Annotated in this window: 1 protein-coding gene; it reads left to right on the plus strand. The window is 67.2% G+C overall.

What is annotated here, in order from left to right; all coding sequences use genetic code 11:
• Positions 1-458: 458 nt before the first annotated feature.
• Positions 459-15,273: amino acid adenylation domain-containing protein (locus AB0M74_RS13355; protein ID WP_364905903.1), on the plus strand; the 14,815-nt coding region annotated here is incomplete at its 3' end.

A 15,273-nucleotide genomic window follows, 5' to 3' on the forward strand; every position in this document is an offset into this window, starting at 1 on the left:
GAGTGCGGCACGGCGGTGTATAGGGGCCTGGGCTCGGTCGAACTCGCGCGGGGATATCCTCTGCGTGCCTGGTGCCCAACGCCCCTGTTGCCGCCGCCATCGGTCCTTCGCAAGAAGTGTGAGAACGGCGACAGTGGGCTAGCAAACTTGCGATGATCCCACTGCCTGGGGTGATGTGGTACCGCTATGGGTATTGGTTGGTCGGGTGCGGTCAGCGACGGTAGATTGTCTCGGTGATCAGCAGCGGAGTTCCCGGCGAAGCCGGTCGGTGGGTATCGGGCACGGTCGGGCCTATGTAACAAGATCGCCCTGATCGACAGATAGTGCCAATGGACTTTTTACCTGATTGATATGAGAACTGAACCCGGTGACGCGGACGCCACGCTTGGAAAAAGCGGGCGTCCTGTCCCGGTGTCGTCGGGGAGCGCTTGCGTGGTGTTCCGGAAGCGAGGTTACGGTTGGACCGGCTGGATTTCGGCGGAAACGGCGAAACTGAGGACGCAAATGGGGGCGCTTCGCAGGCCGCTGCGGAGTACTTTCCGTTGTCGCCCGCACAGCTGGGCATCTGGTACGCGCAGCATGTAGACCCGCATGTCCCGATCAATATCGCGCAGTACCTCGAGCTGAACGGTGATCTCGATCTCGACGCGCTTCGGCAGGCCGGTATCGACGCGGGGAACGAGTCGCAGTCGGGTTGGCTGCGGATCATCGAGCGCGACGGGCAGCCGATGCAGGCGGTCGACACCTCGCTCTCGACCGAGGTCGGGTATCTAGACCTGCGCAACGTCGACGACCCGGAGGCCGCGGCCGCGGAGTGGATGCGGGCGGAATACAGCCGTCCGCTGGACATCGTCAACGATCGCCTGTTCTGGAATGCCGTGTTGCAGCTGGAGGACCAGCGGTGGTTCGTGTTCTCCAGGATTCATCACATCGTGCTCGACGGGTTCGGCGCGATGACCTATATGAAGCGGATCGCCGAGTTGTACACGGCGGCGGTGACCGGCACCGAGGCGTCGCCTGCCAAGGCCGACAGCCTGCGAACGCTGTATGAGCAGGAGATCGCGTACCGGGACAGCACTCGATTCCAGGCCGACAAAGAGCACTGGGCCCAGCGGGTAGCGGGTCTGGAGGACGGGACGAGCCTGGCCGGCCGTTCTGCGCCGCCGGCCCCGTTCAACAATGTGGCAAGCGCCATGCTGTCGCCCGAGCAGGACACGCTGCTGGCCGAGGCGGTGGCACGGCACGACAACTCGCCCGCGGGTCTGTTGATCGCGGGGTTCGCGGGGTATCTGGCGCAGTGGACCGGCGCCGAAGAAGTGATCTTGAGCCTGCCGGTGACCGCGCGCACCACCGCGGCGATGCGCCGCTCTGGCGGTGCGACGTCGAATATCGTGCCGCTGCGCATGCGCGTCGGCTTCGACACCACCGTCGCGGAGTTGCTGAAGCAGGTGCAGGTAGAGGTGTCGGGGGCACTGCGGCATCAGCGCTACCGGCACGAGGATATCCGCCGTGATGCGGCCGGTGACGGTGTGGTGACCACGGAGTTCTTCGGTCCGTGGGTCAACATCATGCTGTTCCAGAACGAGGTCGTGTTCGGCGACATGGCGAGCCAGCTGAATGTGCTCTCCACCGGCAGTATCGAGGACCTCGGCGTCAATTTCTACCAGTCGGGCGCGGGCACGCGCTCGCACATCGACTTCGAGACCAACCCGAACCTCTACACCGCGGCCGAAGCCACGCAGCATCATTCGCGGTTCCTGGAGTTCTTCGACAGGTTCCTCGCCGCCGACGCCGATACGACGGTGTGGGGCCTGCAGGCCACCACCGACGCCGAGCGCATCCGCACCCTGCACGAGTGGAATGACGCCGAGCAGTTGGTGCCGGACACCACGCTGCCCGCACTCCTGGACGCACAGATCTCGCGGACCCCACACAAGATCGCACTCGATTTCGAGGACGCGACGCTGACATACGCGGAATTCGCCGCACGGGTCAACCGGCTCGCCCGGTTCCTGATCGCCGACGGCGTCGGCCCGGAATCGCTTGTCGCGCTCGGTATGCGCCGCTCGCTCGAGCTGGTCATCGGCATGCACGCGGTGCTGAAGGCCGGCGGTGCCTACGTGCCGATCGATCCGGATCATCCTGCCGACCGCACCGCCTACATCCTCGACAGCGCGGACCCGGTCTGTGTGCTCACGCTGTCCCACGACGAGCTCGAACTGCCCGATACGGTGCGCAGGGTCGAGATCGACACCCTCGACGTATCCGCGTACTCCGATGCGCCGGTGACGGATTCGGAGCGGCTGGCGCCGCTGCGCCCTGGCAACACCGCCTACGTCATCTACACCTCCGGCTCGACCGGGCGCCCGAAGGGCGTCGCGGTCACCCATCACGCGATCGTGAACCAGCAGCTGTGGATGCTCGACGAGTACCAGCTCAGCGCCGACGACGTCTATCTGCAGAAGACCGCGACCACCTTCGACGTGTCGCTGTGGGGCTATTTCCTGCCACTGCTCGTCGGCGCGAAGCTGCTCATCGCCGCCCCGGACGGGCACCGCGACCCGTTGTACGTGGCGGACATGATCCAGCGCCACGGCGTGACGGTGACGGACTTCGTTCCCTCGATGCTGACGGTCTTCGTGGCGCACGCCACAGCGGCGCAATGCGTCACACTGAAAGACGTTTTCGTGATCGGCGAGGCGTTGCCGCCGGAGACCGCGGCGGGCTTCCGTGCCATCACCTCGGCGGGGTTGCACAACCTGTACGGGCCGACCGAGGCGGCGGTGTCGGTCACCTACTGGGAGGCCACCGCTGCTGACACCGTGACGGTGCCGATCGGCATTCCCGAGTGGAATGTCCAGGTCTATGTGCTGGACTCGCGGTTGCGGCCCGCCGCGATCGGTGCGCCCGGCGAGCTCTACCTGGGTGGCCGCCAGCTGGCGCGCGGCTACCGCGGCCGTCCCGACCTGACCGCGGACCGCTTCGTCGCCAACCCGTTCGGGCTGCATGGCGACCGCATGTACCGCACCGGCGACCTGGTGCGCTGGAACTCCGTCGGCACGTTGGAATACATCGGCCGCACCGACTTCCAGGTGAAGTTCCGTGGCCAGCGCATCGAGTTGGGGGAGATCGAGACCGATCTGCTCGCCCACACCGCGGTCAGTCAGGCCGCGGTGCTCGTCGTCGATACGGCTACCGGACAGCAGCTGGTCGCGTATGTCGTTCCCGCGCCGGGTTATTCGATCGATCCCGCCGAGCTCACCAGGTTCGCCGCCGAGCAGCTGCCGAGCTATATGGTGCCCGCGGCGATCATGGTGCTCGACGCGTTCCCGCTCAACACCAGCGGCAAACTGGACCGCAAGGCCCTGCCGGAGCCGGTGTTCACCGCGGACGCGGCCGGATTCCGTGCCCCGCGGACCCAGGCCGAGCAGGTCGTCGCCGGCATCTTCGCCGATGTGCTGAGCCAGGAGCGCATCGGCGTCGACGACAACTTCTTCGACCTGGGCGGCAACTCGTTGGTCGCCACCCAGGTGGTCGCGCGCATCGGTGCGGCGTTCGGCATCCAGCTCGGTGTGCGCGCGCTGTTCGAGACGCCGACCGTGGCAGGCATCGCCCTTCGCGCCGAAACCGCAACGCCCACAGACGGTTTCCGGCCACCGCTCGTCGCTCAGCGGCGCCCCGATCGGGTGCCGTTGTCGCTCGCGCAGCAACGCATGTGGTTCATCAACCAGTTCGACCCGACGGTGCCGACCTACAACCTGCCCTTCGTGGTCCGGTTGCGCGGCCATGTCGATGTCGATGCGCTGCAGCCCGCGCTCGCCGATGTGCTGACCCGCCAGGAATCGCTGCGCACGATCTTCCCCGAATTCGGCGACAGTGCCTACCAGCAGGTGCTGCCGACCGAGGACATCGACCTCGGCCTCACCGTGCAGCCGATCGAGGAGTCCGAACTCCTCACTGTGCTCACCGAATTCGCGTCCACGGGCTTCGATGTCTCTCGCGAACTACCTATCCGGGTGCGCGCCTATCAGATCACCGGCAGCTCGCGTAACGGCACCGCGGACTACATCCTCGCGTTCGTGGTGCATCACATTGCGGCGGATGGCTTCTCGTTCGGGCCGCTGGCCCGCGATGTCGCCACCGCCTATCTGGCCCGCTCGGCAGGGGAGCCGCCGGCCTGGGCTCCGCTGTCGGTGCAGTACCGCGACTACTCCCTGTGGCAGCGCGAATTGCTCGGCGCCGAAACAGATCCCGACTCCATGGCGGCCCGCGAGATCGCCTACTGGCAGGGCACGCTCGCCGGGCTGCCCGATCAGCTCGAGCTGCCCACCGACCGGCAGCGTCCGCCGGTGCAGAGTTTCCGTGGCGCCCAGTTCCGTTTCGAGATCGACGCAGAACTGCACGCCCAGCTGACCGGGCTGGCTCGCGCTCAGGGCGCGACTCCGTTCATGGTGCTGCACGCCTCGCTCGCGCTGCTGCTCGCCCGACTGTCCGGCACCACCGACATCGCCATCGGCACCCCCATCGCCGGACGTGGCGAGCAGGCCCTCGATGACCTGATCGGCATGTTCGTCAACACCCTCGTGCTGCGCTCGGAGGTCGAGCCCGCCCTTTCGTTCGCCGAATTGCTGGCGCGGACAAGGGAAATCGACCTCGCGGCCTTCGCCCACGCGGATGTGCCGTTCGAGCGACTCGTCGACGTACTGAACCCGACCCGCTCCCAGGCCCGGCACCCGCTGTTCCAGGTGATGCTGTCGTTCCAGGAGATGTCGCACGGCACCCTGGAACTGCCCGATCTGTCGGTCTCGGCCGATGAGCTCGAGGTCGACATCGCGAAGTTCGACCTGCTGTGGACAATGACCGAGCAGCGGGGTGCGCAGGGCGAACCCGACGGTGTGTCGGTGGTCGTCTCCTACGCTACCGATCTGTTCGACGCCGATACGGTCTCGTCGTTCGCCGATCGGCTGCTGCGGATCCTGCGGCAGATCATCGTCGAACCGGCGGCGGTCGTCGGTGATATCGAACTGCTCGACGAGCACGAATCCTTGCTGTCGCTGGCCGACTGGCACGGCGACGTACACGAGATCGATACAGCGGCAACGATTGTCGACCTGGTCAATGCTCAGGCGGCGGCGACCCCGGATGCGATCGCCGTGGTGGACCGTTCCGCCGAAGGTGCCCTGGACAATCCGGCATCGCCCACTGGTGAATCGCTGACCTACGCCGAATTCGGGGCCCGGGTGCACCGGCTGGCCCGCCGCCTGATCGAGGCTGGTGTCGGCCCCGATGTCCCAGTGGCGCTGGGGATCCGGCGTTCGATCGAGCTGATGGCCGCGATCCACGCCGTGCTCGAGGCCGGTGGCACCTATGTGCCGCTCGACCTCGACCAGCCGGCCGAACGCATCGCGCACATCCTCGATACCGCCGCGCCCGCGGTAGTGCTGACCACCTCGCGGGATTGGTTCCGGCCCGAGGGGCTGCCGGTCCTGGTGATCGATGACATCGAGCTGTCCGGATATGCCGATGGCCCGGTGACCGACGGCGAGCGCACCGCGCCGCTGCGGCCCGAGCATCTGGCCTACGCGATCTTCACCTCCGGCTCCACCGGGCGCCCGAAGGGCGTCGGGGTGTCGCACGCCGCGCTGATGCACCAGATGCGCTGGCTCATCACAGAATTCGGCATCAACGCCGACGACGTCGCGTTGTTCAAGACGCCCTCGACCTTCGACGCCTCGGTGTGGGAGCCGCTGGCGCCGTTGGCCACCGGTGCCCGGACCGTCATCGCGATGCCCGACGGCCATCGCGACGCCCAGTACCTCGCCGACGTCATTGCCGCGGACCGGGTGACGATTGCTTCGTTCGTGCCTTCGTTGCTGACGGTGTTCGCCACCAGCGTCGATGCGGATGCGTTGACCTCGCTGCGGACCCTGCTCGTCGGTGGTGAGGCGTTCACCAGCGATGCGGTGGAGGCATTCCGCAAGCTCGGCGCTTCCGATGTGGTGCTGGTCAACCTGTACGGCCCCACCGAGTTCACCGTCAACGCCACGCACGCGATCGCCGCCGAGGAGGTGCGCGGCGCGGTCCCGATCGGCCGCCCGGTCTGGAACACGCAGGCCTATGTGCTGGATTCGCGACTGCACCCGGTGCCCCCCGGTGTCGCGGGAGAGCTCTATCTCGCGGGCGCGCAGTTGGCCCGCGGATACCTCGGCCGGGCGGATATGACGGCGGATCGCTTCGTCGTGAACCCGTTCGGCCCCGACGGAACGCGCATGTACCGCACCGGTGACCTGGTGAAGCGCGACGCCGACGGTGTCATCGAATACATCGGCCGCACCGACTACCAGGTGAAGCTGCGTGGTGTCCGCGTCGAGCTCGGCGAGGTCGAGTCCGCACTGCGGTCCTACCCCGAGGTCTCCCAGGCTGTGGCACTGGTGCGCTCGGACAACCGGCTCGGTGACCAGCTCGTCGGTTATGTCGTGCCCGTCGAGGGTGGTGCAGAGGACCGCGCGGCATTCGACGTCGCCCTGCGTGCGCATCTGGCCACTCGACTGCCGTCGTACATGGTGCCCGCCGTCATCGTGCCGATCGATGCCATTCCGCTCAGCCCGAACGGCAAACTGGACCGGCGGGCACTGCCCGCGCCAGTGTTCGAGGTCCGGGCCTTCCGCGCGCCGAGCACGCCGATCGAGGAGATCGTCGCGCAGGTGTTCGGCGAGGTGCTCGACCTGCCTCGGGTGGGTGTGGACGATGATTTCTTCGACCTCGGCGGCAACTCGCTGATCGCCACCCAGGTTGTCTCCCGCGTCGGCAACGCCCTCGATACCCGGGTGCCGGTTCGGATGCTGTTCGAGGCCCCCACGGTGGCCGCGCTCGCCGCCCGCGTGGAGTCGCAGGCCGGTGACGGTGCCGGCAAGGCGCTGGTGGTTCGTGAACGGCCGGAAGAGATTCCGCTTTCGCTCGCGCAGCAGCGCATGTGGTTCCTGAACCGGTTCGACACGCAGTCCGCGGTCAACAACATGCCGATGGCGATCCGGCTGTCCGGTGAGCTGGACGTGGCGGCGCTGCAGGTCGCCGTCATCGATGTGATCGACCGGCACGAGTCGCTGCGTACCGTATTCCCGGAGACCAACAGTGGCCCGGTCCAGGTGGTTCTCGACGCGGCACAGATCGTTCCTGACCTGACGCCCTACCGGGTCACCGAGGAGACGCTGGTCCAGCACCTGATCGACCTCGCGTCGATGGCCTTCGACGTCACCAGCGAAGTGCCGTTGCATGCCCGCTTGTTCGAGATCAGCGAGACCGAGTACGTGCTCGGCATGGTGGTGCACCACATCTCGGCCGACGGTTGGTCGATGGCTCCGCTGTCGCGCGATGTCATCGTCGCCTATGCCGCCCGTACCTCCTGGGAGGCGCCGACCTGGGCCGAATTGCCGGTCCAGTACGCCGATTACGCACTGTGGCAGCGCGAGGTACTCGGGTCGGAGACCGATCCGAGCTCGCTGATCTCCACCCAGATCCGTTACTGGCAGCGCGAACTCGCCGACCTGCCCGACGAATTGGTGCTCCCGTGGGATCATCCGCGTCCGGCCGCCGCGTCCTATCGGGGCGGTACCTACGCGTTCGTGATCTCCGGTGAGACCCAGCGCGCACTGGTCGAACTGGGTCGTCGCTACAACTCGTCGTTGTTCATGGTCATGCACAGTGCGCTCGCCGTACTGCTCGCCAGGGCAAGCGGAACCTCCGATATCGCCATCGGCACCCCCGTGGCAGGCCGTGGCGAGGCCGCGCTCGACGACCTGATCGGCATGTTCGTCAACACGCTCGTGTTGCGGACGAACGTCGACGGCGCAACCAGTTTCGCCGACCAGCTCGCCAAGGCCAGGGAAACCGACCTGCACGCCTTCGCGCACTCGGACGTACCGTTCGAACGACTTGTCGAGGTGCTCAACCCGGCCCGTTCACAGGCGCGCCACCCGCTGTTCCAGGTGATGCTGGCGTTCCAGAACATCAAACAGGCCACTCTGCAGCTGCCGGGTCTTTCGGTCAACGGCATCGACTACGACGCGCAGCTGGCGAAGTTCGATCTGATGCTGACGCTGTCGGAAACCCAGGACGACCAGGGTGCCGCCGCCGGGATGTCGGCCGAATTCTCTTATGCGCTCGACCTTTTCGACGAGGCGACCGTTGCCGGTTTCGCCAGGCAGCTGGATCGGATTCTCGCCGCCGCTATCGCCGATCCGGAAGTACCGGTCGGCGATATCGACCTGCTCGCGCCGCAGGAGCGGGCGCAGGTGTTGGTGGACTGGAACGACACCGCACACGCGGTGCCCGCCGAAACGCTTGTCTCCCTGTTCGAGAACCAGGTTCGGCGCAGCCCGGATGCCGTCGCACTGGTATTCGAGGGCGAGCAGCTGACCTACGCCGAATTCGCGGGCCGTGCACGTCGTCTGGCGCGCAAGTTGATGGCGGATGGTGTCGGCACCGAATCGCTGGTGGCATTGGCGATCCGGCGTTCGATCGATTTGGTCGTCGCGATTTACGCGGTGCTGGAGGCGGGCGCGGGGTATGTTCCGCTCGATCCTGATCAGCCGGCCGACCGGATCGGCCATGTGCTCGACACCGCCCGTCCGGTAGCGGTCCTCACCACCGAACGCGACGGTTTCGCCACCGAGCTGGCGCCGGTGCTGGCCATCGATACGCTCGAGCTGGACGGGTTCGACACCGCGCCGATCACCGATTCCGAACGGGTGCAACCGATTCGGCTGGCCAACACGGCGTATGTGATCTTCACGTCGGGTTCCACCGGCCGTCCCAAGGGCGTGGCGGTGAGCCATGGCTCGGTGGTGAACCGGCTGCTGTGGCTGCAGTCCGCGCGTGTCCCGCTCGACCACACCGATGCGGTGCTGCAGAAGACCCCGCTGACGTTCGATGTCTCGGTGCCGGAGTTCTTCTGGCCTTTGCAGGTTGGCGCCCGACTCGTGATGGCTCGCCCGGACGGCCATCAGGATCCCGCCTACATCGCCGATCTCATTCGGCGCGAAGGGATCACCTCCGCCCACTTCGTCCCGTCGATGATGGCCGTTTTCGTCGCGGACCAGGGGGACGTACCGACCCTGCGGCAGGTGTTCGCCTCCGGTGAGGCATTGCCGGTGGTGACTGCGCAGCGGATGCGCGAACTGACCGGCGCACGGTTGCACAACCTGTACGGCCCGACCGAGGCCGCGGTCGAGGTCACCTTCCACGAAGTGACCGACGCGGACACCGTGTCGGTGCCGATGGGTGCCCCCGTGTGGAACACCCGCACGCTGGTGCTGGACGCCAGGCTGCATCCGGTCGCCGTAGGTGTCGCGGGTGAGCTCTACCTGGCGGGTGTTCAGCTGGCTCGCGGCTACCTGGGACGCCCGGAGCTCACGGCGGACCGATTTGTCGCCAACCCGTACGGCGCGCCCGGTGAGCGGATGTACCGCACCGGCGACTTGGTCAAGTGGACCGCGAACGCGGAGCTGGAGTACCTGGGCCGCACCGACTTCCAGGTGAAGCTGCGCGGCCTGCGCATCGAGCTCGGCGAAATCGAGGCCGCGCTGCTCGCCCTCCCCGGCGTCTCGCAGTCGGTGGTGCTGGTGCGCAGTGATGCGCACGCGGGTGATCAGCTGGTCGGTTACGTTGTCGCCGAACCGGACACCACAGTCGATATCGATGCGGCGAAGGCCGCGCTGGCCACCTCGTTGCCCGGGTACATGATCCCCGCGGCGCTGGTCGTGCTGGCCGAGTTCCCGGTCAATGCCAGTGGCAAGCTGGATCGAAAGGCATTGCCCGCGCCGGTCTTCGAGGCCAAGCGTTTCCGTGCGCCGTCCACGCCGATCGAGGAGATCGTGGCCGACGTCTTCGCCGATCTCCTCGGGGTCGCCCGCGTGGGCGTCGACGACGACTTCTTCGAGCTCGGCGGCAACTCGCTGGTCGCCACCCAGGTCATCGCTCGGATCGGCGCGGCGCTGAACGCCGAAATCGGTGTCCGGGTGCTGTTCGAGGCGTCGACCGTCGCCGGGCTCGCGGCCCGGGTGGAATCGCACGCGGGGACCGGTGGCCGCGAACGGCTGACCGCGCGTACCCGTCCGGAATATCCGCCGCTGTCGCTGGCGCAGCAGCGAGTGTGGTTCCTGAACCGTTTCGATGCCGACTCGGCCGCCAACAACATTCCGGTGGGCGTCCGACTGCAAGGCGCCCTGGATCTGCCCGCACTGCGTGGCGCGATCGCCGATGTATTCGCGCGGCACGAATCGCTGCGCACCATCTACCCCTCGCACGACGGAGTCGCCTACCAGCGTGTGCTCCCGTCCACCCGGGCCGTTCCGGAACTCGACGTCGTCGCGATCAGCGAGGACGAGATGATCGGCGCGCTGCACGAATTCGTCGGTCGCGGGTTCGACGTGACTGCTCAGGCGCCGGTGCGGTTGCGTGCCTATCAGCTCGGCGAGCAGGACTACGTGCTCATCGTCGTTGTGCATCACATCGCCTCCGACGGTTTCTCCATCCGCCCGCTGGTCCGCGACCTGATGACCGCCTACGTGGCGCGTACGTCTGCCTCTGAGCCCGGCTGGCCGCCGCTTGCGGTGCAATACATCGACTTCGCGCTGTGGCAGCGCGAAACGCTGGGATCCGAGGACGATCCCACCTCGCTGATCTCCGAGCAGCTCGACTACTGGCGCGGTGCGCTGGCCGGTCTGCCCGACGAGCTGCGCCTGGCCGGTCGACCGCGTCCGGCCGTCGCCTCCTATCAGGCGGGCACGCACCGCTTCCGGGTGCCGGGTGAGCTGATCGACGAGCTGAACCGGGTCGCGCACGCGCATGGCACCACGCTGTTCATGGTGGTGCACAGCGCCTTTGCCGCATTGCTCGCGCGGCTGAGCGGATCCGACGACATCGCGATCGGCATCCCGGTGGCCGGTCGTGGCGACCAGGCGCTCGACGACCTGGTCGGCATGTTCGTCAATACTCTCGTGCTGCGCGCGCAGGTCGATTCGACGGCCTCGTTCGCCGATCTGCTCGCGCAGGTGCGTGAGCGGGACCTGCAGGCCTTCGCGCATGCGGACGTGCCGTTCGAGCGGCTGGTCGAGGTGCTCAACCCGGCCCGCTCGCAGGCTCGCCACCCGCTGTTCCAGGTGATGTTGACCTTCCAGAATCTCGGTCGCACCTCGTTGGAACTGCCCGGCCTCACGGTGTCCGAGCTGGGTATCGACGCGCCGTCGGCCAAGTTCGACATGCAGCTCACGCTGAGCGAGGTGCCCGGCGGCACCGCCGAGATGGATGCCGAGCTGGTCTATGCCACCGACCTTTTCGATGCCGCGTTCGCGAATACCTTCGCCGAGCGCTTCGTTCGGGTGCTGCGTGGGGTTGCCATCGAGCCGTCGATCGTGGTCGGCGATATCGAGGTGCTCGATCCGTCCGAGCGCTCGCTCGTGCTCGAGCGGTGGAACGCCACCGAATTCCCGGTCGATGCGGCACTGACCTCGCCGGTGGGCGATGCGGCCGCGACGCTGGTCTCGCTGTTCGAAGCCCAGGTGGCGCGGACGCCCGACGAATACGCTGTCACCTTCGAGGGGACAAGTCTGTCCTACGCCGAGTTCGCCGAGCGGGTGCACCGCTTGGCGCGCTGGCTCAAGCACAACGGCGTCGGCCCGGAATCGTATGTGGCACTCGGCATGCGGCGCTCCATCGATCTTGTCGTCGGCATGTACGCGATCAACGCCGCAGGCGGTGCGTATGTGCCGCTGGATCCGGATCATCCGGCCGAGCGCATCGACTACATCCTCGACACCGCGCGTCCGGTGTGCGTGCTCACCTCGGGCACGGATCTGGAAACCACTGTCTCACGTCAGGTTCGGATCGATGAGCTCGATCTGTCCGAGTTCTCCGCCGAGCCGCTGACCGACGCGGACCGGCACCGGCCGCTGCGGCCTGCCAACACCGCGTACGTCATCTTCACCTCCGGTTCGACCGGACGTCCCAAGGGTGTCGCGGTCTCGCACGCGGCGATCGTCAACCGGCTGGTGTGGATGCACGCCGAGTACGGTCTCGCCGCCGATGACGTGGTGGTGCAGAAGACGCCCGCCACCTTCGACGTGTCGGTGTGGGAATTCTTCTGGCCCTTGCAGGTCGGCGCGCGCCTTGTCATCGCGAAGCCGGACGGCCATCGCGATCCGGCCTACCTCGCCCAGCTGATCACCGATGAGCAGATCACCACGGTGCACTTCGTGCCGTCGATGCTCTCGGTCTTCGTGAGCTCGATCGCGGCGTCCGCAGGTCCTTCCGTGGTGACGCCGGCTGCTGCCTCCGGGGCTGAGGCTCCCGCCGCGGCCGAATGCACAAGCCTGCGTAATGTTTTCGCCTCGGGTGAGGCATTGCCGGCGGTGACCGCACAGCGGTTGCGTGAGCTGACCGGCGCCAGGCTGCACAACCTGTATGGTCCGACCGAGGCCGCTGTCGACGTGACCTTCCACGAGGTCACCGACGTCGACATCGCGTCGGTGCCGATCGGTGCGCCGGTGTTCAACACCAGGGTTTACGTGCTGGATTCGCGGCTGCGACCGGTTCCGGTCGGTGTTCCCGGCGAGCTGTACCTGGCGGGCGCGCAACTGGCGCACGGATATGTGGCACGCCCGGACCTGACCACCGAGCGTTTTCTCGCCGACCCGTTCGGCACGGCCGAACGCATGTACCGCACCGGCGACCTGGTGGCCTGGACCGCCGACGGCGAGCTGGAATACCTGGGCCGCACCGACTTCCAGGTGAAGCTGCGTGGTCTGCGCATCGAGCTCGGTGAGATCGAATCAGCGCTCACGGCACTGCCGAACGTCGCACAGGCCGTGGTACTGGTGCGCACCGACGAGCGGACCGGCGATCAGTTGGTCGCCTACCTCATCGCCGCCGCACGCACGACCGTGGACATCGACGCGGTGAAGATCGCGCTCGGCGGGCGGCTGCCCGCGTACATGGTCCCGTCGGCCTACGTGGTCCTCGACGCGTTCCCGCTCAATGCTTCCGGCAAGCTCGATCGCAAGGCGCTGCCCGCGCCGACGTTCGCGGCCAAGGTGTTCCGCGCGCCGAGCACGCCGGTGCAGGAGATCGTCGCGAGTACTTTCGCCGAGGTCCTCGGCCTCGACCGGGTCGGCCTCGACGACGACTTCTTCGAACTCGGCGGCAACTCGCTGGTCGCCACCCAGGTGGCGGCCCGACTCGGCGAGGCGCTGGACGCGCAGATCCCGGTGCGCGTGCTGTTCGAGGCATCCAATGTCGCCGCGCTGGCTTCGCGGGTGGAATCGGCTGCCGGACAAGGCGGCCGGGCACCGCTGGTGGCGCAACCGCGGCCCGAGCTGGTTCCGCTCTCGCTCGCGCAGCAGCGCATGTGGTTCCTCAACCGCTTCGACAATCGCACGGCCGTCAACAACATCCCGGTGGCCATCCGGTTGACCGGCGCTCTGGACACCGGCGCACTCGACGCCGCCATCGCCGATGTGCTGGCGCGCCACGAGGCGCTGCGCACCGTATACCCCGAGGTGGAGGGGACCGGCTACCAGCGCGTCCTGACCGTCGACGAGGTGCGTTTCGAGCTCGCACCCGAGCCGGTGACGGCTGCCGCGCTGCCCGCGCGCATCGTCGAACTCGCCAGTGTGCACTTCGATGTGACCAGCGCGGCTCCGTTCCGGGCCGCGTTGCTGTCGCTGGACGCGCGCAACCACGTCGTCGTGTTCGTCATGCATCACATCAGCGCCGACGGGTTCTCGCTGCGTCCGCTGCTGCGCGATGTGGTGGTGGCCTATAGCGAGCGGGCCAGGGGCGAGGCCCCCGTCTGGGCCCCGCTCGAGGTGCAGTACGCCGACTACGCGCTGTGGCAGCGCGAAGTGCTCGGCAGTGCGGACGATCCGGAGTCGGTCGCGGCCGCCCAGATTGCGTACTGGACAGAGCAATTGCGTGATCTGCCCGATCAGATCGAGCTGCCCACGGACCGGCCGCGTCCGGAGATCGCCACCAATGCCGGTGGCATGCACAACTTCTCGGTCGACGCCGAGCTGCACAAGGCATTGACCGAGGTGGGCCGTGCGCACGGCGTCACCCTGTTCATGGTCGTGCACGCCGCGCTCGCCGCGTGGGCGGCCCGGCTGTCCAACAGCACCGACATCGCCATCGGCACCCCGATCGCCGGACGTGGCGAACGCGCGCTCGACGACTTGGTCGGCATGTTCGTCAACACGCTGGTGCTGCGCAACGAGGTCGACCCGGGCGCGAAGTTCAGCGACCTGCTCGAGCAGGTGCGTCGCACCGACCTCACGGCCTTCGCCAACGCGGACGTGCCTTTCGAGCAGCTCGTCGATGTCATCAGCCCGGCTCGTTCCCAGGCACATCATCCGCTGTTCCAGGTCGCGCTGACCTTCGAGGCGGCTTCGGCCGCCGAGATGGGCACCGTCACGCTGCCCGGGCTCGAACTCGACGTGGTCGAATTCGATACGGGCACCGCGAAGTTCGACGTTCAGCTGACCGTCGGCGAGGCCGCCGACGGTGTGCTGAACCTGTCCTGGAACTACGCGACCGAGCTCTTCGATCCGGAGACGGTGGCTTCGTTCGCCGACCGCCTGATGCGAATCCTGCAGAGCGTTGCCGAAGACCCGGCGATCATCGTCGGCGATATCGACCTGCTCGGTGAGGCCGAGCGGCTCGATGTGTCACAGCGCTGGGTGTCCTCGGGCGCCGACAATGGTGCAGGCCGGTTCGCCGAGGCCGACGCCACCCTGGCTGGGCTGTTCGATGCGGCCGCGCTGGCACATCCGCAGCGCACGGCGGCGAAGTTCGGCGCCGACACCCTGACCTATGCCGAGTTGGATCGGCGTGCGAATGTGTTGGCGCGCAGGCTGATCGCTGATGGTGCGGGTCCGGAGTCGTTGGTGGCGGTGATTCTGCCGCGGTCGCTGGACCTGGTGGTGGCGTTGCTGGCGGTGGTGAAGACGGGTGCGGGTTATGTGCCGGTCGATCCGACTTATCCGGCTGATCGTATTGCCTTTGTGTTGTCGGATTCGCGTCCGACGAGTGTGGTCGTCGATTCGACGGTCGAGGTCGCGGTGCCCGAGGGCCTGCCGACCGTGGTGGTGGACGGGTTCGCCGTCGAGGCCGGCGATATCGAAGACGCCGACGATGCGCCCATCACCGATGCGGACCGCAACGCGCCGTTGACTCCGGACAGCGTCGCTTACGTGATCTATACCTCCGGTTCGACCGGTCGCC

Source organism: Nocardia sp. NPDC051463, assembly GCF_040681975.1.
Classification (GTDB): Bacteria; Actinomycetota; Actinomycetes; order Mycobacteriales; family Mycobacteriaceae; genus Nocardia.